The sequence below is a fragment of the Sporosarcina sp. FA9 genome (genome assembly GCF_051550205.1).
In the GTDB taxonomy this organism is placed as follows: domain Bacteria; phylum Bacillota; class Bacilli; order Bacillales_A; family Planococcaceae; genus Sporosarcina.
Genome location: NZ_CP188819.1, coordinates 1,153,855 through 1,176,832, shown reverse-complemented (window position 1 = coordinate 1,176,832; position 22,978 = coordinate 1,153,855). Strand labels below are relative to the sequence as shown.

The window sequence follows — 22,978 nt, the reverse complement described above, 5'->3', positions numbered from 1 at the left end:
AACAGTTCATCTTCCACAGCTGCACCCGTATATTTAAAAATACTTACAAAAGCCTTTACTTATGAAATTCAGCTTTTAGAAGGTAAGCAACGTCATATTTTTCTAGCTCATTCATTTGACCTTCAGCATCTTTATAAAAATCATCAGTTAGACCACTCATAATTCCATCACTTGAATAACCGATTATCGCTAACACTAGCACACCTTCAATTGAATTATTCTTGCCTTCGAGGTTACTCCAAACGCTTGCCATAGCATCTAAATCATCTGAGTTTGTATCGAAATTACTTACAGAACCTATACCACCATTACCGCTAATCCCAATATTGAATGTCTGCTTCTTACCACTGTCATCTGGATTAGAAGTTACAAAAATAATAGAACCATTATCCTTTATTTCCGTTATTAAAAAACTTATTGCCTCATTCTCCAATTTACCTGATTCGTATTTTTCAACCCATACTGAGACTTCTTTATAATCACTGTCAATATTGAAGTCGAATACAAATGATTTACCAGAAATAGTCGTAAGTATTGCATTCTCCCTTTCTGTTAATTCAACAGCAGAAATCGTATTTGATTTTGAATTATTATTAGCACAGGCACTTAGAACAAATACCAATAATGCTACTATTGTAAATAACCTTTTCACTTTATCCCCGCCATTATTCAATTATAATGCCCGATTGAATGACAACCCTTATCCTGTTATCGCACCCGATGGTAGATTATCAAGGTAATATTTACTGCGTATACTTGTTACACTAAGTAATTTCAGTTTAAGTTTATCCCTTTATTTTTGCATCAAACCCTAATTCATTTTTCAGAGGTATCTACTTATTCCGTCGTTTGTTAACCTCAATCGTAATGAACTCAGGCAAATAGCTAGGAGTACATCCTCTTGATACTTTTTCATCTTTATAAAGACCTGTTTTCTCACCAAGTTTAATACAACGAGCACGATTCTTTTCATCATAAACGCCTATCCAGCATGCGGTGAAATTCATAGCCCATTGAACTTCTGGTTCTTCCTGCGAAATTTTAGCTTCTATTGCAACTAGCAAGTCTGCGGTGTTATCAGGTGGTGTTTGTCCAGTCCAACGCAATCGCCCTTGATAATACCAGTAAACACGCCTTTGAAGAGGAAAAGGACTATTTTCCCAAGACTCCATCATCGCAATTCTCTTCTTGTCTTTGGTGAGCTGATTAGCCATTAACCAATCCATTAAATTATTTCGTTCATCAAATGCGTGAATCTGCATATCCTTAGCAAGCCCATTTAGCACATCTTGTGATAGAAGTTTATTATCCATAATTAAAATTGCTAATAGTCTGGGCAAAAATTCTTCGGTTGACCAAAGTTCCATAGCCAGTTCGTGATCTCTTTTAATGTCCTTCGCGATTTTTCGTAAGTCACCTAGCTTAGTTTTACTATTGATCTGAGACAGAATGTTTTCTGCTTTCGATGAGCATTTTATTTCTAATCCTTTATTTTCGTTCATTTTATACAGCTCCTTTTTTAATCTCAGTTTCATACTATGTCCACCTACCTATTTTCCACAAAATGGCCCAATTGTAATACGATCCTTATTTATTTAACGCATCCTTTAACGAAAGATCAACCTGCCTTGGCCGTATGTATCGTAGTAAATATAATTCTTCCCAGGACTGTGCATGCAGTCATAATCACAATGGCTGAGACAAGACCAAATTTCCAAGATGAAGGACAATTAATCATCATAAATACAATTATACCTATTACAAATAGTCCGATAATAAAAAGCGGAATCCTTAATCGGGGATTATATTGTTGAACTAGAACCATGTCACTTGATAAAAAGATATTACTGATAACCAAATATGTAGATGCTTCTACCAGGTGAAATAAACCAAAGGAAAACAGAAAAAAGAATGCTAGCGAATTAGGGAATTCCAGAGACAAAAGAAGAAAAAAATTGGGATTCAAAAGAGCAGGTTAACCACTATTCCGGCAATCCCCACATAATAAAGTTGCTGATGACCCAACGTTTTTTTAGCCTTATCTTCATCAATAGGATTTGGGGTTGAGAAAAATAGATACAGTGGAACATGAACATTGAAAGGATTATTCTTGCACCCGTATTTCGCATACATAAGACCGTGCCCAACTTCATGTAACCAAATTGCTGAATATAAAGCCACATAACCAATAATAAAATATAATAAGATCATTCTGCCCCTCCATTCACTCAAAATTATTATTATCTACAAACTAGTTAGTAATAAGACATTCGCGCCCATTTTTAACAACGGGCACGATCCTTATTGAAGAATTGCACCCGATTGTGTGACTTGTCACTGAGTAATAACAACGTATCCAAGCCAACCAACCATTAGTATAACTGGCACAATCAACAAAACCGATAACCACATCATATTTTTCCTAAGCGACAACGCTGAACCAAGATAAAAGAAAGGCAAGATAAACCCCCACCAACTAAACAGTGGTGTAGCAGCTAAGTAAAGCGAAAAGGGTATTATTAAAAAGAAAGAAATAACGAGTAACAGTGGCTTTTTCTTACTTAGAGCAGCAAATGATAAGACAATTGAAACAAGCATGAAAGGCCAAAAAAGTATAACCATATTTCATCCTCCTTTTTTTAGCAAACACCGAGACTTATTTAACACTTTTTCAACCAAATAGTCCGATTGAAGCGTAGTCCTTATACAACAACTGCACCCGGTTCTTGAGGATATTAATCAATTAATACTTCAATCTTATTTTCATTCTCATCCATCAGTTTTTCTAATAAATTATGATACTCTTCCCCAAATTCCTCTATCCATTTTTCATCATTAATATCTCCTTCACCTAATTTAGCCTCGAGATAAGTATTGATATAAGCATTTCGTTCATTAATTCTTTTAGCATATTCTCTTTGGAAATCTTCAGGAGTCATATCTAATTTCTTAGCTTGAGATTCGGCATACTTACGAATTTGCTTTCCACCTTGGTCTTTTGTATTTTTAGGAGGAAGTTTTTCAAATTCATCACGGTTTTTTTCACCACTTAAATTGGTGGAAATATCGAGGTCCATTTCCTTTACCTCCTGTTTTACCAATTCTACTTCTATTGCCGATTCAAGATAATCTAATGCAGTATCATCAGGATAAAAAAAACGTAAATCACCTACCGTAATCTCTTGACCTTTTACAATCGCTGCTGCTTCACTATCATCGTATTTTGAAATACAGCTACACCCAGCTAACACAATAGTTCCAAGTAAAATCCCTTTGTAAAGAAGACTTTTCAATATCCCCACTCCTATTTAAGAATACTTCACCATAAATGAACCAACCTTCACTCAACTAAATGGCCCAATTGTTTCACATGCGCAAATCCTTATTCCAGAATTGCCCCCGTTTGTTGGAGTACAAAAGGCATTGTTATTGGTTTCTAAAATCAAATTTATCTCTTCGAACATCTAAAGTATGTCCGTTAATTACCACTGTGTTATTGTCTGTCCAAGTAATCTTTGCAGATTCTTCTCGATAGTTCCAATAGACATTTTTGGTTTTATTATTCTTCTTATTAAATGTCAACTCGCCACGAACAGCATATGCCGTTGGTGCACCCCCGTTAGTGACATATGCTTTTAACGTGTATTTTCCATTAGGTGATGTCTCTTCTGTAAGATATTCTCCAGTTGGTAACCGATTCATATCAAAGAACATCCAATAAACTCCATACCCGACCAATGCAGCAAATAATAAACCAACTATTATTAATCCCTTTAAAATTTTCATAAAAACTCTCTTGCTCTCAGCTTCAACACTAAATTCTTGATATGCCAAAGTCAAAAATCCCCCTTTTTTGAAAATGTCTTAATCAAGTAAAGGCTCCGACAACGGAAGATACCCTATGGTTATGATACTTTTTAAAATCTTTACGATTTTATAGACATAGCGAGTTGCATCACCAATCGAACAGGAAGTGCAGGCTTTGCCATTTGATTGACATCGCCCACAAAAAACAAATCCGATGCAGGATGATAAAACGCAAATGAACCTGTTGAGCCTGAATGACCCAATAATTCACCTTCTCCCATAAATAGTGTCACAAGACCACCCAACGAAATTTTCATATATCCGGCACCGTAATGAATGGGGGACATGGCGATTTGCAACTTGTTATTGATTTCTAATTCATGAAAAACAGTTTTATTAAACAACCTTCCTCCAAAAAAAGCCTTGATAAATATCATTAATTCACGAGCCGTAGAAATACAACCGCCACTGGCGGGAATACTTCTAATAATTTTCGGAAGATAAAAGGAGGTGTCCTTATAATAAACATTAGGAACAAAATCATCTTCATCTATTGGAAGGTATGTATTTTTGAGCCCTAAAGGGTCGAAGATGAATTGCTTATAAACATCTTCCAATGTTGAATCAGTAACTATTTCAATTATTTTTCCTAGTATATCAAAGTTTATATTTGCGTAATGGGCTCTTTTGCCAATATCCGGTGCAAAGTGTGGTTTCAATTGTTTCGTTTTCATGATGGCTTCATCAATACTGATTTGCCTATCCTTGTAGATTTCACGTTTTCTTGCCCTATTACTGCCTTCCTCTATGGCATCCGGCAATCCACTTGTATGAAATAATAAATGAGAGAGTCTAAGATCCATAGAATACTCTTGCCCCTTATATATATGAAGGCTACTCAACATATCTTCTTCAAAGTATTTTGCTATTTTGTCGTCTAGTGACAGTTTTCCTTGCTCTCTCAAAATAAGAATACAGGTGCTTGTGAACAACTTTGTAATGCTTGCCATTAGGAGGGGGGTATCTGTGTTCTTACCTCCGTACCCAAGCTGATATGAAAAATCTCCGCTAAAGTTTTCTATAAGTAGCACAGATTCATATATTTGTTTATTTTTCGTAATTTTTCCGAAGATCTTTTTGAATTTTTGTTTTTGAATCTCCATATATACCTCCCTGTCTTTTTTATGATAATAAAGTCTTGGCCGATGGAATTACTATTTTAAGAAAATAATTGTCCCCATTTTCTTAATAACCGTTTATCGTGAAATGATATACACTAAAGACGAACCACATAAGAAGCAGAAAATGGGCTACTAAGTTTAGTAGTATTGAAGATTTTTTGTATAGCTTTTTTTTCAAGTAAATTAAAACAAAAAATAAGAAAAGAGATTGTATCAAAAACATTGGTATAGTAATAATAAGAAACAGGGTAAATTCCTCTGCTTCTGTTAACATATATCCTTTACTCTCATCAAGTCTACTCAGCGAAACAACAATTTCGGAGATGTTGGTAGAAACCCAAATTAGAGAAAAGTTTACTATGAAAAATAAAACAACTATTATTCTGTGAAATCTATCCAAAGCATTGTCTCCTTAGCATACTAAATATCCTATTCTGAAATCCCTTATACCAAAATTTGCACCCGATTGGTGAAAAGTTTTATTCCTGAAAAGTATCCTTAAGTCCAATAAATATTCAGATTAAAAATTGAAGCTAGTTATGTTCTGGTTCATGTATTTCTAATACATCTCGAAGCCATTTTTTCTGATCATCTTCGAGATAATCCTTTACGGTAACAAAGTCTTGATGATCTTTTTCTCTTGTGTTTTTCGCTTTATATAAAAGTACAATTTCCGGTTTTAAGTATGGAATGCCTGTTTTAGTAATACTCCAAACGGAATTGATTGGGCAGGAAATTCTAAAATCCCTACGGAATGTCCAATCATTTTCTTTCGTTTCATTAAGAAGAATCTCTATGTTGTCTCCATTCAAAACATTTGAAGCGTGTATTTCGTGAATTGGTAATTCTAAAAACTCATTTTCCCAGGAATGAAACTCACCTTTAATAACCTTTTTGAACTCCCATCCTTCGAGATAATCTTTTAAGCAAATTTGATCCTTTCTAAAAACCGCAAACTCTATATCTTGATGTTCTCTTGTTTCTTTACCAACAAAAAGGTCAATCGCCCATCCACCAGCAAAAAACCAAGTTCTATCAAAGCCAGCCATTAGCAAATTAATACTTTGACATTGCTCAAATGACATATAAATCCCCCAAAAAGGACAGCGAAAAGCTATCTTTTGATTATTTGAAATCCTAACAGATTGTCTGTTTCTCCAATTTTCATTCGCCATGTGCTACTCAAGATAATGGTCCCATTACTGAATCCACTAAAATCTTTTATTCCCAAACTAGATCTCCCCTCCGAATATTGCGAAGAGGAATACGACATATAAAACACCTAATGCAATGGAAATTAACGCGATATATTTAATAAACCCTTTTTCCTTCTTTAAAAAAGCGATAATTCCAAGCGTTACACCTGTTAAATAGATAGCAAAACCAATGGGGATGGCTACCATAGACCACACTCCAAATGTTATATTGATAGGAGGGAAAATCATATACGCAATAAAAATCCCAACGACAATTAGAATCACGGAGTACTTACTATACTTCCTTTCCACTTCTCATCCCCCTTAGTGAACTAAATGGCCCTATTGAGGCACAATCCTTATCCCGTAAACGCACCCGTTTATTTTATAAATTTTTTACACTTCGATATACCACAGGTTTGAGGTGGTCCCATTCTTTATATAGCTGTTCTTCTTTTAAAATCTTCCAAGGATTAAAAATAGTTTGGCCATGCTTATTGAAGTACAGACCATCACCGATGTGATAAGCTGCATGCTGAATGGTAGCATTTTTATCTTTCCAAATTACAATATCCCCTTCACCCATACCATCACCTAAGAATTCCTGATAGTCATACTGGCTTAGTTTTTCCAAGAATGTTTTTTGATGTAGCCATTCATGAATAAACCATTCCTGTTTTCCTTTTGAAATAGCATACAAAACAGCTGCCAAACAATTTGCACCTTGTTTATAACCAAATGTATTAGCATACGGTTTTAAAAAACTAGGCATCGAAGAGGGAGGAGCTTCACATTCTCCGTTATCCCACCACTCATATACCATTTTATTAAGTATCTGTTCTTTAATTGCAAAATCAAGCAAGTCCCACATTTCACGTTGAATAATAAGATGCTTATTCACTATATAATTCTGAGGTATTTTTCCTAACTCATCTAAAAAAGTAATAGGTACTACAAGCCCTCTTGCACATTGCAGTTGTGAATTAAATATGAAAACTTGTTCTTCAACAGATCTACTTCCAATCCATTTCTTATCAGCAATAATTACATACTGGGCATGCTTTATATTCCAATACAAATAACTATTCACATAATCTATTTGCTTATATGTGCTGTGACTTAGAAATTCATCAATCGGCATCAATAAGACATCTGAAATATCAATCTCATGATTCAAGTATACTTTTGTTAGGAAAAACAAGTCTTTATCTGGTACGTAATTTTCAATCCATGCATTTAAATGGTTTTTTGTTGGCTTTATCCTCAAATTATTCACCTCCAAATACACAACAAAATGGCCCTATGGTGGCAAGGCAGTGTTCCATTAACGCGCCCGTTACTTGAAGAAAGATTAGTCAAATGCAAAATGAGTGAAACGAACTATTAAACACAAAGCAATAAAGGTATTAATATAAATTGGAAGCATTTTTTTTAATTCAATTCCAAACTGCGCCATTAGAGAACGATACAAAAAGAAAACAATTGTTAAACAAATAAAATAAAATACTGGAAAACCTACACTAAACACAAGTTTTGCATCTAAGCCTATATCTCCAGATGGTGATCTATCAGCAGCAGTAAAACGCATACTACTTATATAAAACAATATTATCAACTGGATGGCATAGGTAACCGCTACTGTTGTAACAAAATAAAAGAAATAAGATAGCCATTTTTTCATTTTCTCCACCCCAAGAAAAGCATAATAAAAATTACTTCTTTTACTATTTCTAAAGCCAGTTAGTTTAAGTTATTCAACTAAATGGCTTCGTTACTGAAATGAGTGCAAATCTTTGTTAGCGAATCGCACCCGATTGCAGAATTTAAAAGATATCGACTTCTACAGTTTTCAATCGTTGCAATTCTTTAATCTATTTACTGATATCATTTCTTCAGATTTGATACTTCAAAGTTAATAACTTCCTTTATTTCATCGTTTCCAATTGCCCCCATATGGAATGTATTAGAATCGACCCAATAAAGATGCCTAAATGAAACGCCATTATTCAGTTCAATTTCCAAAAATATACGAGTACCCTCTAATTTACCTGCATCAATTAATGACTGAATATCTTCTAATTTTAATAAATAAAATGTGGCTAAGAACTTATCCTTAGAAGCCTGTGAGAATGTATGCATTCTCTTTCCATCTTCGGTACTTTCAATATGGATATCCTTCACCAACTTATACATAGGGTAAAGTTCTCCTGCCGTTTTCGCATTTTCATTGGTGTTGACTACATATACAACATCATTTGCAGCAACAATCAAGGAAGTTGGATATCCTTTTATTTCAAAAATGATTGTTCCTTCTTTTAAAAATGCCGCATCACCATTCTCCATCTTGTGATTAAGACATGCACTGTCAGCCATCTTATAAGTCACTTTACCTAGTTCTTTACCCTTTTCAATTGTTATGGGAAGATTTCCCTTCACTGGTTCCGGAAAATGATGCTCGTATTTTATATCATTAATCATCAGCATATCCACCCATTCAATTTCTGCATCAGGGCACCCTTGAAGGGAAGTGAGGTTACTACAAGAAGATAGCAATAAAAAGAATGCTGAAATAAATATCATATTTTTAAAAACTTTCATCACAACACCTCCTGGTAATTAGACTCTTATCTCGAATATAAGTTACAAATGTTTGGTGAATACTCTGCAATCTCAATCTATACCTTTTCACACTAAATGGCTCCGTTTGATGGTAACGGGCACGATCCTTATTCAAGAAGTGCACCCGTTAATTCAGTATTCCAATGAAGATTGGTATAAACAGCAATCCAAATATAATCCAGACACTGAGTTGTTTATCTACCCGTTTTTCCAAAAATTTAAAATAACCCTCAAACTTTTTAGATATATAAGTAAGTGAAACGAAAATTATTCCGAAAACCAAAAACCTGAGCATTACATTATCTAAAATTGCAGGCTCAATAAAATAAAAATATATACCAAACACAGTCATAACAATAATTAGTTGAATTATAGTATATATCCTAATAATCAACCTCCTGTCATTTTAACAAATACTAAACATTTAAATTAGCCCGATTACTGAAAAGGGTGCAAATCCTTATTCAAGAATTGCGCCCATTAGCTGAATATGAGGAATGAATTTATTCCCCCTAACAAGAGAATAAATTGATTGGATGCAATGCCTCAAAGGTCCGTTAATTTTTCTTCTGTAACTATTTCAAATAGTTCTGCTGACTTAATTTTGTCTAATTGAACATAGTTATTTTCACTACTACCGTCGATAAGGAGTTCCACTTTATCTTTGTTTGGGCTTATCCATAGTTCATATAATGCCGCTTTGGCTTCGATGTTAGGGTTTTTAAAACGCAATGCAAATTTGTAATTAGGAGGGTATGCCATTTCTGGTTTTGCATTTATCCAATTAGCATCTTTTATAATCTCTTTCAATTTTTGAACCTGCTCATTGTCAGTGATCTCTCTGAAGTCTTCATAGTTATTTTCATCACCAATTCGTTTTTGGACCATTAAACTTTGTTCCGTATTTTCGATATCGTTTGAACAACCTACTAATGATATTGAAAATATCCCAATTAAGAAGATGAAAAATTTAAGCGTTTTCAATTTCATTCCCCCTAAAAGTTTTATGTTTTATACATCAATTTGGCCCGATTCTGGAAGATTTCTCTTTGTTGCACAAGTTTAACTTTGAATGATACCGATTACTTTATTAGTGCTTATTGCTGCAAGCACCAATGACACAACTACCACAATTATACTGCCTTCCAGAACTGCTACGGATGTACTTACAGGTAAATAAGACCATATAAACTCACAAGCTTTAAAATAAATGATAAAAAATATTACCGTTAGAAGATATTTAACAAAACGCTTCTGCACTTACTCCCCCCCTCTTTTAAAGTTTCATCTCATTCGTTCTTTACTCCACAAAATGGCCCGATTGAGGCACTAACCTTCTGCTGTTAAAGCCCCCGTTACTAGAATTGCAGGAGCGGTGGTTCAGGTGTAAAGGCATCAATTACAAAGCTAATAACTAGTATAGTCCATAGGATCATAGTAATGATGCTCCCAATTTTGGTCAACTTAATTTGAATATCAGACAACTCAGGAGTTTCTTTATATCTCCATCGGTCTAAAAAGAAAAAACTCTTTTCTGGTTCATAGAGACTCCAAATACAAAAACCATAAACAGGTATTGAAAGTATTATGAAAATAAATAACGTTATTAGCCCTAACATCATTAGCACCTCCTCAAGCCATCAAAACTTTTCATGCGATACTTAAAACTAGAAGTTTTTAATCTTAATTCTTCTTTAACGCGATTAATTACTTATATCATTGTTTAATAATCTTAGCCCTTTAACTGAAAAGAGAGCAAATACTCATGGCAGAATTGCACCCGATTGTAGCTACCTCCCTAATGGTAAAATCATTATCTTTATCTATAGATTTCATTTTCGACTTGTTGAATTAAGTACAAGCTATGTAGTACCAATTCTTGCTCATTCTTTGCTTTTTCACTATCTTTGCCATTACCTCTTCATCTCTTGGTTCGACTCCATTTGGGGAAAAAATATATCCAGAAAAATCATCAAGTACTCCACGCTTAGTGAAAAAAAGCAATTTATCATTCATCTTCATCACTTCTTTTCCGTCCGATAAAGATGAACTACCATATCCTTTAGGAATACGGAAAAGATTGCCGCGTTCATTTGTAGTCTCTATTTCCCCATTCAGTATTGAAGTCGCAACATCTTCCCTATCTCCAAGTTTAAAAGAGAATTCAGCTTTTCGAAGTAGAGGAGAGAATGATTGGTTAATCATTAAAAGTATAAGCAAAAAACTTAGCACTAAAGGGAATACGTTTCTCTTTAGTTGTTTATTCTTCAAGGAATCTACAATTATAAAAATCAATATTAAAATTGCTCCTACAAATGGAATGAGGTACAAAGGGATATTGATGAAAAGCCAAATGGAAAACCCGAAAAAAAAGTGACTTACAACTTCGCCAATAAGATAAAGAGTAAATAATGTACTAAATATAACAATTATCCATTTATTTCTAGAACTCATATTGCACCTCCAATATTAAGGTTACAAATATTTTGACGACTTAACTTATTAGTAGGTTGCTCTTGTATTAATTAAAATGGCCCGATTACTGAAAAGGGGTGCAAATTCTTCTTCAAGAATCGCCCCCTTTAACGGAATATGTTGTTTACATTTTTAACTGACTTATTTGTTAAAGTGTATATAGTGTTAGTATCTTCAATATCCATTATTGTTCCGTGGTCTTGACTTAACCAAAGGAAGATTGATCTTCCACCCAATTCGACTTTATACTGTGGGTCTGCCATATCCACTATACCTGGTTGCTTTTTAGCACTGTTAACAGCTTTTTTAAATTGCTTAATCTCTTTTTTCTTTGTGAAGGTGACTAAGGAATCCTCTTTAACTTCAGAAAAGCTTTCCATCTCATAAACATTTACTTCCTTAACCTCTTTCATTCCTTTGCTACAACCGCTTAGAGATGCTATAAAAGCAAAAAGAAAAATGGATATAAATAAATATTTTTTCATGAATCTTCCCCCTTATAGAAGTTAGTCGGGGCCTCTAACAAAAAATTTCATATTCATTTCACAAAATGGCCCCGATTCATACACAGACCTTGTTGTTTAGTGCACTCTTTTGCCGAAGAAATCAAATCTAGTTTTCATTTGGCTCCAATGAAATATCATCTAATTGTATATGAGGATTTATAGCTAGCAACGAGTGTATAAGTTGACTTTCACTTTTCGGGGATATATTTATCACATCAAATTTACTGAATTGAATCTCCAATCTGTCGACGGATAGAGCAGGAGCTGTAAATGGATTTTTTGTTCGGCGAATTACTTTGATTTCTTTAATATTAATTTTACTTTTGAATGGACCATATCTTACCTTTAGAAACTCCCCTTCAATCTTGTAACCTGTTCCAAACCAAATCCACAGTAACAAAGTTATAATCAATGCACCTATGATATATCCCGGAATACTTTTATAGGTTATCAGTTGCCAACCAACAGGTTCTCCACCAAAAATGTAAATCAAAATCATAAAAAGTATGAAGCCCCAAATAATTATAGAAAACCAAACGTCCTTCTTAGTTGGAAAATACAATAACCTCACCTCCAATCGGCAGTAATTAAATGATCGGCTCCGTTTGCGGTACAAGAATAGTTCTACTATTGATACGTTCAGAAGGCATGGAAAGTTTCATTATCCTGAAGGTTATGAATCCATAGAACTGTCCTACATCCTTCTTATGTCAATTCCCCCCCATTACGGTACCAAAGATACTCCAAAAAAGGGAGCTCTTGTTAATATTAAGAAATGAAAAAAACATCGCCAAATTGCGATGCTCATTTCACTCTGTTTCCGGTGATTCAATATGCTAAACAGTGCCTTATTGCTCTATTTGCACCTATGAAGTGAACCCGATAGAAAAAAGTGTACTATTTTCTTAACGGGTTCGGTTAATGGGGAGAAAAGCGATAAAAACAATGTAAATAAACCCCTGATTAGCATAGGTTCGGATAACGAATTAGAAAGTTAAATGGCAAGCCTAAATCTTCAGCCTGCCTTTTTAGTTATATATTTTCCATTATTAGTATTATTATATTTTCTAATCTATAAATATCCATTTAATAAGACTATTTACTTTTAACCTCTTTTACATATTCCCAAATTTCACCGTTATCATTTGATTGATAAAGTCCACTACTATTACCATTATAATCACCATCTGATCCTTGCCCAACCAACATACTAAAAACCCCATCTTTCTCATAGGGCAGCCCTGGAAAATCAAAAGGATTTATAGATTGTCCACTATCTAACTTCATTTCCTGAATGGCATAACTTACCTCTTCGAAGGATATCCCTCCATCATTTGTACGATATAACACTCCTTCAGTACCAGAAGGTCTTGCCGCCCTTAAAAATCCAAGTTCATCATTAATAAATGTTATTCCCGCTGCACTACCAACTGTTCCATTGAATGGATTTTGATTTATAACTGCCCAAGTTTTACCACCGTCAATTGTCTTGCTAAGTGAATACAAAGTACTTCCTAATGCTTTATCTATAACATCTAATTTATAGCCTACATCTTTTGAAAGATAAAATTGTTCATCGGTATTTAGTATCTCTTGCCGATCTCCTTCATAACTATCTTGATTTTGAGTTGTATTTGACTTACTCCAATTTGGGTCACCAATTAAATTATATCTAGCTGGAATTATCTCTTTCTCTTTTCCAGGAACAAATATAGATACCGTATATCCAATTATTTCAGATGTTACTTTTGCAGGAGTCTGCTCCATACCATTCTCATTAATATTAATAATACCCTCTGTATTGTAGCCCCAATTTCTTTTCCCGTAATAAACTAATCCATACTTATGTTCATTCCACTTACCAACTGTCTGCTTAACCGGAATAACTTTAACCGTTTTAATTAAAGGTTCCACTAGTTTATCCTCATCATAATCGGCATTTACATGTCCGTTTAATATTAAAGTAATATTTGCCGCCTTATTTTGATCATAAGTTATTAAGTAACTTTCCTGCTTCCCATCAGCATTTTTCCCATACACAAATGTATCAAAAGATAGGATTGTTCCATCCGAATTAAATTCAAGATAAAAATCACTTGCCATATATAATTTCTTTGGCAAAGCATATTCTTTATTTATGTCTTTAAAAATCCCTTCTACTCCATCCATATATATATTGTGATGTTCAAATTCAACTGAAGTTTCATTTTTTAATCTTTCGATAAACCAAGCAAGCTCGCCTCCATAATTTGTTGCACTTTTATAAATCTTCATTCCGTAAAATAATGTTATTATTACCATAGTTGCAATAGAAACATATTTCCATGCCTTTAAATTAATTAATTTCTTGGATTCTAGTTCTTTACCTTTCACAACTTTCATTGCAGAAAATGCAATTATAGAAATTAAAAATACTGTAGATAATAATAAAATAAAAACAGTATTATTTATTTTTCCATACATGCTAAGTGCAGCTAATTCATAACAAAAAATCCAATATCCAATCAATAATAGTGGATTTGTTAATAATGATATAAATATCCTTTTCAGATTCTCCCTAAATATGTAAACCACTCCTAACCAAACTTTGTAATCACTTTTCCTATTTTGAGTATACTTCATTTTACAAAATGCTTGTATATTAGCCCATTCGATGGATACGGGCACAATCCTTACAGAATAATCGAACCCGATTGCTTTGAAAAGCTATTTACTATTGCAAATTTAAAAGGTTTGCAATAATTTCCGAACTATTAGGCGTTAATAAGAAAACTGAAAAAATACAATAAGATCATTCTGCTCCTCCAATCTCTCAAAATTATTAATATCTACAAACAAGTTAGTTACTAGACACTCGTACCCATTTTTTGACAACGGGCACAATCCTTATTGAAGAATCGCACCCGTTTACGGTACTCCCCCAGTTACTACTTTCAATTTCACATGTAGATTTTTTTCTTTAAGATAATGGATCTATCACTGAATGGGTTCAAAGTTTAAATTACTTATCATCACAAGAAACAGTAGTTTTGGAAATCAAGAATCTTCTCTCTACTTCCAGGCTTATACCTGCTTCCTTATCGAAACACTCAGCCATTTCAAGCTCGTTTGCTTTATGATTAGAGTTGATTTTGAAGAGCGTAAAAAATGTTATTGATAGTATAAAAGATATACTTATTACTAACACAGCGATTTTTATTTTGTTTCCACTCAACTTCTGCACCTCCTCTTACACTGTTTGGCCCGTTTCTGACATAACACTTTGCCATTAACGCACCCATTTAATGATTAACCAAATGTAGAGGCTGTTACCCCAAGTCTGACAGTCCAGTTAAAATTATTAAAAGTGCAATGGAGGCAACTATGGAAGGTTTCATTGAAGCTTTATCATTTTTTACTAAAGAAGTAATCGCATAAACCAATGAAATTACAAACACAAAAGGCCAGATAAACCAGGTCCAATAATAAAAGATTCCTATATTTTGCATTAAATTAAGCAACATACGATTTCCCTTCTCTCTAATTCATTATTCTTGTCATTCAATTATCTTTAAAATGTTATTGAACGTAGCCAATTATTTAGCCCGACTCTGGAAAAAGGGTACGAATTCTCCTTCCAGAGTCGCACCCAATTATTGAATACCCACTAACTATATTCTTTGGTCAATTTTGGACCTCTATAACTCAAAAAAACATATCCACTAAGACATAGCTGAACAACCCCAAAGATTAAAAAAGGACCAGTTACTATATACATTTCACCTACGGAAATATACTGAAAAGCCAAACTGATCAGGAAAACCAATCCCATAATAGTAGATGCATACCAAGAACTACTATGTTCTTTTCTTAAACTTAATACCGCAGCAATAATATTACCAAGTCCAAATATGACAATTGCTAGGACACCAGGCAAAACCCAACTATTAAAAGGAAGATTGGAAGCCCAGCTGTCGGGATATGGCTCAGCAAAAATCGTTCCGCTGCTTGACGTAATCATTTGAAAACCTGACCAAATTGCACCTGTCGCCAAAAATAAATCAAAAATACACAATATCCTTGCCCTGATTGTTTGCTTCATTTTCAATCTCCTTTCTCTCCTAAATAAATAGACGGTTAAAATTAAAGAATGTTGCAAATTTATAAAGTAGTACTTTAATTGGCCCGATTGAGGCACAGTCTTTATTCAACAATTGCGCCCGATTGGGGTATAGTGATGTGTATTATTTTCGTATTTATAACAACTTGTAGAGATAATATTCATTAACGAATTGTCCGTTTATTACTAATGAATTTACTTTCTCACCTTCTAAGACAAATCCCATTTTTCTATATAAATTGAATGCCTTGAAATTGTCTTTGATAACTGTAAGTTCTAATCTTGTAATTTCAATTTCTTTTGCCCATTCAAATACTCGATTGAATAATTTGGACGCTATCCCTTGACCTTGACATTCTTCCAGAACTCCTAAAACAAGATATGCTGAATGCCGATTTCTTTTTAAATCACTACCTAATGCAGCGATAAAACCTACAAGTTTCTCTTCACTTTCAGCAACAAAGAAAACTGATCTTTTTTCAGTCAATATTCTTTCAATTGATTTTCTCTGTTGTTCAGGAGTAGTATTTCTTTCTCCTGGTTCAAATAACATAACATCAGATTCATCAATTTTTTTACTTAATTCGACGAAATCCTCTGAATCATTTACTTGTATTTTTCTTATTATCACTATACTAGCCTCCACGACTTTCCCTTTAATTTAATATATATAATCTGGCCCGATTTCAATATAGACGCAATCGCTTATAAAGCAATCGCACCCGTTAGTTTCAATAAGCGTATACTTTACCCTAAAAAGGTGACAATACAGTTAATTAAATGAAGTCATAAAGGGGTGTATTGAAGAGTATGAAAAAAATGTTGATTGTTTTTAGCCTATCCCTTATTTTTGTTCTATCCCTTGGCCTTATTACTTCTAATCACACAACAAGCGTTTCATCAGCTGAACCAACTCAAGACTCTGAAGAACTTAGATTACAGGACATGCTTATAAGTATGCTTACGCCTGACATTGAAAAAGACTTGCGTAAATACTATTATCCGAACATTATTAAGGATTTTTCACCTATTGTCGCTCCTTGGAAGATTGAAGTAAAAGAAACAAGAAGAGTTAATGGCTTTCGTGGCTTTGAATTGCAAATTACTTTTGAAATAGAGCCTACCGATGGTGGACAATGGGTTCCAATTGGGAAAGACCGAATGACCTATGAAATTACTTCTGGACCAACGGTTAAATTGATAAATCACACGCACCTAAAGACGTATAAATATCCTTCCGAATCATAAATAAACTTCCCTAAATGGCCCGTTATTGAAAAGGATGCAAATCTTTGTTAAAGAATCGCACCCTTTTGTTTAATCTGTGAAATTTTCAAACAAATAATTTAAAGCTTCTTCCCCCTCAACGTTACCAACACTCTTAAACCTCTCAACAACAATATCCCCATCTTCAGCAGCAAACTCAACTTCCCATATTTCACCTGGAACTGAAATATCAACCCTGATATATTCATCTCTAGTTTTATCTAAAGTATAGTAAATATTATTACTCTCTAGTTTTTCTAAAAAGTCAATAAACTTTTTCATTGTTACACCCCTTTCATCACATTCATTCCTCAATCTGCCCCTTCGTTCAACAAAGTTACTTACTGTTATTATTCAGTTCAAATGACTCTTCAAAGTCATCCCATTTTACATTTACCTTTATAACTTCATCTTCATGTACTTTCGCCCCGCCTCTTGAACTACCTGAAGACGAAAATGTTCCTGTTGATGGAGGTTCCGTAAACTCTTCAGTGCTACTTTCATGAACTCTATTGGTTTCATAGGAGTATTCAAGTTTTTGTAATGAAGACAACTCTTCTAAAGAACCTTTGTATTTTAATATAAACCTAAAGTCATATTCGTTCGAATAAGTTCTTTGCCCGTCTTTTTCTCCCCATTTTTCTGTTCCATTATAGGTGTATTCAGCCTCCCAATGCTCACTTTCCCCACTAAATATATAATCATTGTATGTAGTTTCTGAACAAGCTGTTAAAAGCATTAGTGTAAATAATAAAGTCATTATTTTCTTCAAATTAACTCTCCCCCAAGTAAATATTGAATTGAATTATCACCATATATTAACTAATTCAACACGCTTCTAAAAATACCTCTTCTTCCACTAAATGGCCCGAGTGAAGCATAGTACTTATATAGCAACTGTACCTGATTGCGGAATAGCAATCTTTTCAACCCCTTTAAAGAAGTTAGTCGTTATTGTTAAGTAAGAGTTTAAACATATGAAACTGGTCTTTAGTTGAACGGGTGCAAATCCTTATTCCAGAATTGCACCCGTTTTTTAAATAATTCTTATACACGTCTTTACTTAATAAATTCAGCTTTCAGAAGGTAAGCAACGTCATATTTTTCTAGCTCATTCATATGATCTTCAGCATCTTTATAAAAGTCATCAGTAAGACCACTTATAATTCCATCACTTGAATAACCGATATTCGCTAACACTAGCACACCTTCAATTGAATTATTCTTGCCTTCGAGGTTGTTCCAAACGCTTGCCATAGTATCCAAATCATCTGAAGTTGTCTCGAAGTTACTTACAGAGCCTATACCACTGTTACCGCTAATCCCAATATTGAATGTCTGCTTCTTACCACTTTCATCTGGATTAGAAGTTGCAAAAATAATAGAACCATTATTCTCTACACCTGATATTAAAGAGCTTATTGCCTCATTAACTAATTTACCTGATTCGTATTTTTCAACCCATACTGATACTTCTTTATAATCAGTGTCAATATTGAAGTCGAAAACAAATGATTTAACTGATGTAGTCGTAAGTATTGCATTCTCTCTCTCTGTTAATTCAACGGCAGAAATCGTATTTGATTTCTGATTATTATTAGCACAGGCACTTAAAACAAATACCAACAGGGCTACTAGTGTAAATAACTTTTTCATATTATTCCCCCCTTTATCCATCTACCATCATTCAATTAAATGGCTCCGATTGTAGCCATCCTTATGTATTAAACCGCACCCATTTGTAAAATACAAAAGTGCTGGTTATTTATCATTTTTACGCCGAACCTCTGCTAAAATAAATCCTCCCATTATTGCAAGAGGAATGGTATTTGCAAAGACTGGAGGTTCTAAAAAGGTTTCTAAAAAACTTCCGAAAATACCACCCAAAATCGTTAATATAATTGCAATTATAATTCTCCCCAAATAACTTCCTCCCCCTTTATAATCTGGCCCTATTGTTGAACGGGTGCAAATCCTAATTCCAGCATTACACCCGTTTGTCGTGGTCTATAATATATCTTATTTTTAATATTCGTTGTGAACTTCTTTATTTTTGTGTAGCCGATGTAAATTCAAAATGAGTGCAGTTACATTCAACGGTATAACAATAGATATTAAGGCTACTTCAGCATCACCATAATCAGGCAATATTGTAAAATATATAACTCTAAGTAAATGACCCAAAGGAAATGAAAAGAAACTTAGTAGCAAGAGGATTAATAACTTTGTATTCCTACCTAGCTCCTCCTTTCAGGCTTACTTCACAATCTATTTGCCCGTTTACGTGATCTGGACGCAATCACTTTTCAGGCAATCGCACCCGTTTCCGGAATTGCAATATTTTATTATTCATACAAATCATTGTATTTTTCGTTGTATTTTCTTATCCATTCTATATCGATTGGTCCATTTGTAATTTCGTAATAATTTCCGACTAGAATGTGAACACTGTTTCCATACATCCAAACAATGGATGGCTTAGCTTTTGAATGATATACATCAAATTCAATACGTTCTCCACTTTCTCTAATTTCATTAAACTTCTCTTCATTTATCTTTTTTACACTGTACTGGCTTAAAAACTCCATCAGTTCATCAGTTGGTTCCTTGTCCTTTGTAAACCACTCAAAACCTTTGCCTTCTGGTACTTCGTTCATATCTGAAGTAAAACCCAAAGAAAGAAAATCAGCTGGCTTGTAGTTTATCAGACTAATTAAGTCTCTTTCTCTATAATCATTAATTACCTTTAGGGAAAAAAAGAACGCAAGGATAATAATTCCTATTACTAAATATTTAACTTTTTTACTCTTCATTTTTAATTCCTCCTAATCCACAATCAAATGGCCCGATTGAATGACAACCCTTATGCTGCTATCGCACCCGTTTGCGTCATTGTATTATGGTGTATTCCAAAATAAATACATGACTACAAAGAACAATAAATAAATGACTATAATTATTGGGAAGGCGTAAAGTGATACCCTCCCGAATTTGTCTTTTCTGCTGAACAAGGATAAAACGAATGAGAGTGCTAGAAGGATAAGTCCAAGTGGCATTGTAATGAAAAAGTTACCTGTGAAAATAAAAAGACAAAGAAAAACAAGTCCTACAATCAGACTATTGAACTACTCGTTGCTAAAGTAACGAGATTCTGCGAGTTTCAATTGATAAAAGACTAAGCCAATTTAATTCTCACTGGGACCGCCAAAAGCCCTCTAACCACCTTGGCCGCCAAAGCGGATGTATGGGTACATTTACGTAAGATATTTGCTGCGCTGTTCATATCTGCATTGATCCAAACGGAATGCCTCGTTTGGTAGAGCCCGCGGGAAAAACGTTTCCCACTGAAAACAGGTTTACTTTCTGTTACTTCTCCGTAAACCGGGATTGGGTCATTATCGAGAAAACTTGCTTTTGAAGTATAAGATTCTTCCTGTCTTGTAAATTGAATCCCATAGCGCTCACACATGCTTTCGATTTTATTCATTAGTAGACTATGTGGAATTTGCACGAAGCGCTGGTTTCCCTGTTTGCCCATTTTGCTTTTATTTTTCCATCCTTTATTATGCCCAACGACAATTTTACCGATTCCATGTTCCAAGCAATGCTGGATCATGTAGTGTGTGGTTTTGTTTAAAAAATCGCGTAAAATATGATTGCGCTTTCGCAACAAACGGATTTGACCGTGTGTTAGATGGATAATTTGTTGTTTATCTTTTATGGATTGGAGCCGTGCATTTTCTTTGTTGTACCATTGGTTCACCGATTTTATCCGTTTGCCATCGATGATAAAAGAGTTGCCCAGCGTGTCTAAACATGCGGCCAAGTTATCAATACCCAAATCAATAGAAAGAGCTTCATTTTCATCCAAGTTAGTCTTTTCAACTTGCACTTCATACACAAATTCTATTTCGAAATAATGTGCGTTGTACTTCGGGATGATGCGTATTTCCACTATGTCTTCCACCTGTAAATTTATTGGGAATTGGATGGTAATCGCCCCGTATTCTTTTTTAAACGCTGAGGAAGTTGGGATATTAAATGTCCCATCTTCTTGTAATTTAAACTGAGGATAACTCAACTCAAAAAAAGAATCTTTCTTAAGGTAATTTGGGATTCGAGCTTTTCGGTCTTTAAGTTTAAGTAAGCCAAAAAAACTTTTAAAGTTTTCCTCTACCTTCATCAATGTTTGTTGAGCAGCGGCCGTGCCCATGAATGCGTAGTTTTCATTTGTCTTACAAAGGTGATAATTCTTATTGTAATTCAAATACTTTTTCGTTTCAAAAAAGTGTTGACGTACGCTGTAAAGTCCGACGTTGTACATGTTCTTACTTAAATGACTTAACTTTCTGAGCGCAAGGTACTCTTGTTTGGAACCTAATTTCAGAATTCCTTTTTGAACACCGAACTTCTTTTTTTCTGATTTCGACATCGTTTTCACCTCCATTCCTACTCTCAATTATACGGAATGTATGTTCTGTATGCAAGAATGAAGTTTTTAGATTAATTCAATTCCAACCAATTCATCCCACGACTGAAGTCACGGGTGTTCTTGGCTTAAACATAAAAGAAAGCATTCCTAAACTACGTTTACTTTGCAAAAGTGCGACCTCCTAAATTCGACATAAGTAATGCACCAAAAGCACCCGTTTATTTAAAAACGATGCTATCAATTACTCAAAGAGCTATCGACCATACCAAGATACAATAAATTGCTACAAAACCTAACGAACATAAAGATATAAATAGTACTTGTATTCGAATAAAGTATTTTACAGGAGTGAGCTCTTTTACGTTGGGTATATGTTTAGCGAATTTAAAATTGATAGGCAAAAAATATAAAGAAAACAAAAATCCTCCAGAAACTGCAATACATAAATAAATATATAGTGGATTACTCGTCATATTTGCTACAAAAGTTCCTATGACATAAACAGGAACACCAGCCCATATAAAAAAGGTGAATATTAATAAAACAACTGCAATTATGAATAACATAAAATTATTTTTGAGTAGACTTAAATAATTTCGATAGTAAAAACTCATAGTTACCCCCTATATTTTATTCTGAAATTTGGCCCGTTTATTGCAACGAGAAGATAACATTTACACTTTTCAAATGTACTCGTTGCTAGTTAGTAACAGAGTAGTCAATCAACAAAAATTGAAATCAATAAACCAATTGTAAAAAGCACATATGCAAACTGAATGATGATATACATTGTAAATTCAAAAGTCGGAAGTTTTCTTTGCTTTTTCGCTTTGTGCAAATAGCGTAAATAAAATGCAGAGCTAATAATAAGTATTCCAGTAGAAATTGCACGTAGAATTTCCGCAAAAATGATCAGGTAGATCAACTCCTTCATTCTCCCTACATCATGGAACTATAATTTTTTTAAATATCCTTGCCCGATTGAATGACAGCCCTTATACAGTAATTGCACCCATTTTATGATGAACCGAATGTAAAGGCTGTTACCCCAAGTCTGACAATCCAGTTAAAATTATTAAAAGTACAATGGAGGCCACTATGGAAGGTTTCATTGAAGCTTTTTCATCTTTTACTAAAGAAGTAATCGCATAAACCAATGCAATTACAAACACAAAAGGCCAGATAAACCAAGTCCAATAATAAAAGATTCCTATATTTTGCATCAAATTAAGCAACATACGATTTCCCTCTTCCTATATTAATTATTCTTGAGCTTCAATTATCTTTAAAATATTATTGAACGTAGCCAATTATTTAGCCCGAATATTGAAAAGGGATACAAATTTTTCTTCCAGAATTGCACCCGATTCGGGAACAGTTCATAAATACTATATCAA

32 protein-coding genes are annotated in these 22,978 nt (G+C 34.0%); 1 reads left to right on the top strand and 31 read right to left on the bottom strand.

The window, feature by feature from the left end; translation table 11 throughout:
* Window positions 1-55 precede the first annotated feature (55 nt).
* The 23 genes from ACP8HH_RS05660 to ACP8HH_RS05550 form a co-directional block, all read right to left on the bottom strand.
* On the bottom strand, window positions 56-673 hold the full coding sequence (locus ACP8HH_RS05660) for a hypothetical protein (RefSeq protein WP_438317065.1): 618 nt from the start codon (window positions 671-673) through the stop codon (window positions 56-58).
* A 160-nt stretch (window positions 674-833) separates the two neighbouring features.
* A complete protein-coding gene (locus ACP8HH_RS05655; RefSeq protein ID WP_438319045.1) occupies window positions 834-1,502 on the bottom strand; it encodes a DNA alkylation repair protein in 669 nt (222 codons plus the stop codon).
* 460 nt (window positions 1,503-1,962) lie between these two features.
* A complete protein-coding gene (locus tag ACP8HH_RS05650) occupies window positions 1,963-2,211 on the bottom strand; it encodes a hypothetical protein (RefSeq protein ID WP_438317062.1) in 249 nt (82 codons plus the stop codon).
* A gap of 123 nt (window positions 2,212-2,334) precedes the next feature.
* Entirely contained in the window at window positions 2,335-2,622 is a 288-nt protein-coding gene (locus tag ACP8HH_RS05645; protein ID WP_438317060.1) for a hypothetical protein, read from the bottom strand.
* Between the two features lie 113 nt (window positions 2,623-2,735).
* A complete protein-coding gene (locus tag ACP8HH_RS05640; RefSeq protein WP_438317057.1) occupies window positions 2,736-3,302 on the bottom strand; it encodes a hypothetical protein in 567 nt (188 codons plus the stop codon).
* A 124-nt stretch (window positions 3,303-3,426) separates the two neighbouring features.
* Window positions 3,427-3,786, bottom strand: a complete 360-nt coding sequence (locus ACP8HH_RS05635; protein WP_438319044.1) for a DUF5412 domain-containing protein — start codon at window positions 3,784-3,786, stop codon at window positions 3,427-3,429.
* A gap of 140 nt (window positions 3,787-3,926) precedes the next feature.
* Entirely contained in the window at window positions 3,927-4,970 is a 1,044-nt protein-coding gene (locus tag ACP8HH_RS05630) for a serine hydrolase domain-containing protein (RefSeq protein WP_438317054.1), read from the bottom strand.
* A gap of 551 nt (window positions 4,971-5,521) precedes the next feature.
* On the bottom strand, window positions 5,522-6,073 hold the full coding sequence (locus ACP8HH_RS05625; protein ID WP_438319042.1) for a nucleotidyltransferase domain-containing protein: 552 nt from the start codon (window positions 6,071-6,073) through the stop codon (window positions 5,522-5,524).
* 147 nt (window positions 6,074-6,220) lie between these two features.
* Window positions 6,221-6,496: a hypothetical protein gene (locus tag ACP8HH_RS05620; protein ID WP_438317051.1), complete on the bottom strand. Its 276-nt coding sequence runs from the start codon at window positions 6,494-6,496 to the stop codon at window positions 6,221-6,223.
* Between the two features lie 73 nt (window positions 6,497-6,569).
* Complete coding sequence (locus tag ACP8HH_RS05615) at window positions 6,570-7,451, bottom strand: hypothetical protein (RefSeq protein ID WP_438317048.1); 882 nt, start codon at window positions 7,449-7,451, stop codon at window positions 6,570-6,572.
* An 84-nt stretch (window positions 7,452-7,535) separates the two neighbouring features.
* Window positions 7,536-7,865, bottom strand: a complete 330-nt coding sequence (locus ACP8HH_RS05610) for a hypothetical protein (RefSeq protein ID WP_438317046.1) — start codon at window positions 7,863-7,865, stop codon at window positions 7,536-7,538.
* Between the two features lie 203 nt (window positions 7,866-8,068).
* Window positions 8,069-8,782 carry a hypothetical protein gene (locus ACP8HH_RS05605; RefSeq protein ID WP_438317044.1) on the bottom strand — a complete coding sequence of 238 codons (714 nt, stop codon included), beginning with the start codon at window positions 8,780-8,782 and terminating at the stop codon, window positions 8,069-8,071.
* Window positions 8,783-9,349: 567 nt separating this feature from the next.
* A complete protein-coding gene (locus ACP8HH_RS05600; protein ID WP_438317041.1) occupies window positions 9,350-9,793 on the bottom strand; it encodes a hypothetical protein in 444 nt (147 codons plus the stop codon).
* Between the two features lie 72 nt (window positions 9,794-9,865).
* Entirely contained in the window at window positions 9,866-10,063 is a 198-nt protein-coding gene (locus tag ACP8HH_RS05595) for a hypothetical protein (protein WP_438317039.1), read from the bottom strand.
* A gap of 98 nt (window positions 10,064-10,161) precedes the next feature.
* Entirely contained in the window at window positions 10,162-10,422 is a 261-nt protein-coding gene (locus ACP8HH_RS05590) for a hypothetical protein (protein ID WP_438317037.1), read from the bottom strand.
* A 232-nt stretch (window positions 10,423-10,654) separates the two neighbouring features.
* Window positions 10,655-11,257 carry a hypothetical protein gene (locus ACP8HH_RS05585; RefSeq protein ID WP_438317034.1) on the bottom strand — a complete coding sequence of 201 codons (603 nt, stop codon included), beginning with the start codon at window positions 11,255-11,257 and terminating at the stop codon, window positions 10,655-10,657.
* Window positions 11,258-11,385: 128 nt separating this feature from the next.
* Window positions 11,386-11,763, bottom strand: coding sequence for a hypothetical protein (locus ACP8HH_RS05580; RefSeq protein WP_438317031.1), 378 nt, complete (start codon window positions 11,761-11,763; stop codon window positions 11,386-11,388).
* Between the two features lie 127 nt (window positions 11,764-11,890).
* Window positions 11,891-12,346 (bottom strand): PH domain-containing protein, encoded by a 456-nt coding sequence (locus ACP8HH_RS05575; RefSeq protein WP_438317028.1) that lies wholly within the window; start codon window positions 12,344-12,346, stop codon window positions 11,891-11,893.
* Between the two features lie 533 nt (window positions 12,347-12,879).
* Window positions 12,880-14,406 (bottom strand): WD40/YVTN/BNR-like repeat-containing protein, encoded by a 1,527-nt coding sequence (locus ACP8HH_RS05570; protein ID WP_438319041.1) that lies wholly within the window; start codon window positions 14,404-14,406, stop codon window positions 12,880-12,882.
* A gap of 379 nt (window positions 14,407-14,785) precedes the next feature.
* Window positions 14,786-14,998, bottom strand: a complete 213-nt coding sequence (locus ACP8HH_RS05565) for a hypothetical protein (protein ID WP_438317025.1) — start codon at window positions 14,996-14,998, stop codon at window positions 14,786-14,788.
* A gap of 94 nt (window positions 14,999-15,092) precedes the next feature.
* Window positions 15,093-15,287 (bottom strand): hypothetical protein, encoded by a 195-nt coding sequence (locus tag ACP8HH_RS05560; RefSeq protein WP_438317023.1) that lies wholly within the window; start codon window positions 15,285-15,287, stop codon window positions 15,093-15,095.
* Between the two features lie 143 nt (window positions 15,288-15,430).
* On the bottom strand, window positions 15,431-15,865 hold the full coding sequence (locus ACP8HH_RS05555; RefSeq protein WP_438317020.1) for a hypothetical protein: 435 nt from the start codon (window positions 15,863-15,865) through the stop codon (window positions 15,431-15,433).
* Window positions 15,866-16,019: 154 nt separating this feature from the next.
* Window positions 16,020-16,514, bottom strand: coding sequence for an N-acetyltransferase family protein (locus ACP8HH_RS05550; protein WP_438317017.1), 495 nt, complete (start codon window positions 16,512-16,514; stop codon window positions 16,020-16,022).
* Between the two features lie 179 nt (window positions 16,515-16,693).
* Between ACP8HH_RS05550 and ACP8HH_RS05545 the strand changes: the two genes are divergently transcribed.
* Window positions 16,694-17,131 (top strand): DUF3888 domain-containing protein, encoded by a 438-nt coding sequence (locus ACP8HH_RS05545; RefSeq protein ID WP_438317014.1) that lies wholly within the window; start codon window positions 16,694-16,696, stop codon window positions 17,129-17,131.
* 69 nt (window positions 17,132-17,200) lie between these two features.
* On the opposite strand, the gene ACP8HH_RS05540 is transcribed toward ACP8HH_RS05545, so the two are convergent.
* From ACP8HH_RS05540 to ACP8HH_RS05505, 8 genes are all read right to left on the bottom strand, one after another.
* Window positions 17,201-17,431 carry a hypothetical protein gene (locus ACP8HH_RS05540; RefSeq protein WP_438317011.1) on the bottom strand — a complete coding sequence of 77 codons (231 nt, stop codon included), beginning with the start codon at window positions 17,429-17,431 and terminating at the stop codon, window positions 17,201-17,203.
* Window positions 17,432-17,486: 55 nt separating this feature from the next.
* Window positions 17,487-17,921 (bottom strand): hypothetical protein, encoded by a 435-nt coding sequence (locus ACP8HH_RS05535; RefSeq protein ID WP_438317008.1) that lies wholly within the window; start codon window positions 17,919-17,921, stop codon window positions 17,487-17,489.
* Between the two features lie 287 nt (window positions 17,922-18,208).
* On the bottom strand, window positions 18,209-18,805 hold the full coding sequence (locus tag ACP8HH_RS05530; RefSeq protein WP_438317005.1) for a hypothetical protein: 597 nt from the start codon (window positions 18,803-18,805) through the stop codon (window positions 18,209-18,211).
* Window positions 18,806-18,910: 105 nt separating this feature from the next.
* A complete protein-coding gene (locus tag ACP8HH_RS05525; protein ID WP_438317002.1) occupies window positions 18,911-19,072 on the bottom strand; it encodes a hypothetical protein in 162 nt (53 codons plus the stop codon).
* Between the two features lie 422 nt (window positions 19,073-19,494).
* Window positions 19,495-19,962 carry a hypothetical protein gene (locus ACP8HH_RS05520; protein ID WP_438316999.1) on the bottom strand — a complete coding sequence of 156 codons (468 nt, stop codon included), beginning with the start codon at window positions 19,960-19,962 and terminating at the stop codon, window positions 19,495-19,497.
* 362 nt (window positions 19,963-20,324) lie between these two features.
* Window positions 20,325-21,581, bottom strand: a complete 1,257-nt coding sequence (locus ACP8HH_RS05515; RefSeq protein ID WP_438316996.1) for an RNA-guided endonuclease InsQ/TnpB family protein — start codon at window positions 21,579-21,581, stop codon at window positions 20,325-20,327.
* A 718-nt stretch (window positions 21,582-22,299) separates the two neighbouring features.
* A complete protein-coding gene (locus tag ACP8HH_RS05510) occupies window positions 22,300-22,515 on the bottom strand; it encodes a hypothetical protein (protein ID WP_438316993.1) in 216 nt (71 codons plus the stop codon).
* A 109-nt stretch (window positions 22,516-22,624) separates the two neighbouring features.
* Window positions 22,625-22,819: a hypothetical protein gene (locus tag ACP8HH_RS05505; protein ID WP_438316990.1), complete on the bottom strand. Its 195-nt coding sequence runs from the start codon at window positions 22,817-22,819 to the stop codon at window positions 22,625-22,627.
* Between the last annotated feature and the right edge of the window lie 159 nt (window positions 22,820-22,978).